This is a genomic window from Desulfocastanea catecholica, assembly GCF_054657295.1.
In genome coordinates this window covers 1-1025 of record NZ_BAAHYZ010000104.1, presented here as the reverse complement: position 1 = coordinate 1025, position 1025 = coordinate 1, and the positions used below count along the sequence as shown (strand labels likewise).

The following is a 1025-nucleotide window of genomic DNA, read 5'->3' as shown; positions in this document are numbered from 1 at the left end:
CTTTCCGGCTTTACGGTTGAAAAACGCCTTGGCACTCTCATCGTAACGACGGGCGAATTCCGCTACCTCAGAAAAGGCCCACGCCAGATACTTGTTGCCGTTTTTTACGTTTCCTTTCCCTTTTTTCACATCATTGCTTGTCCATTTGCTCGGCACCTTTCGGCAATATGATGAAAAATTACCAACCTTGGTGAATCGTTCAATCTTTCCTGTTTCCAGCATGATCGTCATGGCGAGAATCTTTCCGAGGCCTGGGATGGTTTGCAATCCGAGAAATTGGTTTTTCAGTTTCACTTTGCTCAGAACGACATTTTCTATTGCAGTTATCTGTTTTGACAAGAAATCAATAGCATTCTTGCTTACCTCGCCGCTCAGTGCTAAATCTTCTTGGTCGGCCAGCAGTGGAGCAATGTGATTTTCCTTGAACCTCTTGATTTTATTGCCACTGAGTCTGCAGCCACAGTTTCGGCTGATTATCCCTTGCAGACTGTTGATGAGTGAGGTCCTCAGTTGCACCAGATGTCCCCTTTTCCGCAACAGGTCCCGCATCGGTCGGTCCTCTTTCGGGTAAATGTATCCTTCCGGTAATATTCCCAAACGAAGAAGATGAGCCAACCAGAAAGCATCGTGACGGTCATTGCTGTATTTCAAACCTTTATATTTCTGGATCCCGGCAGGATTTGCCAGATGTGTCCGGTAACCGTTGTCCATCAGGGCATCCACCAACCAATACCAGTTGAATGTCGATTCCACGGTGATACCTACGAGATCTTTTTGAAATGGCGTCAATTCCGCCAGTATGACATCCGGCTCATTTGGTAGCCGTTTCTCATAGATATGTTTATCCTGGTCGTCAGTGATCGCTAAATAATTGTTGTTTGAATGCAGATCTATTCCGGCGTATAATCCCATATGGCACCTCCTTTGTTGAAAGTTTGGTCGCTTTCTTTCAGTATAGCAGAGGAGTGTTCCAATGACATACTGAGGGAGGTGCCTTTTAGATGATTATCAGGCTTCGAAGATGT

The 1025-nt window shown here is 45.5% G+C and carries 1 protein-coding gene; it reads right to left on the bottom strand.

What is annotated here, in order from left to right:
* On the bottom strand, positions 1-912 hold a 912-nt coding region (locus ACYQ8U_RS23040), incomplete at its 3' end, for an IS110 family RNA-guided transposase (protein ID WP_459947901.1).
* Between the last annotated feature and the right edge of the window lie 113 nt (positions 913-1025).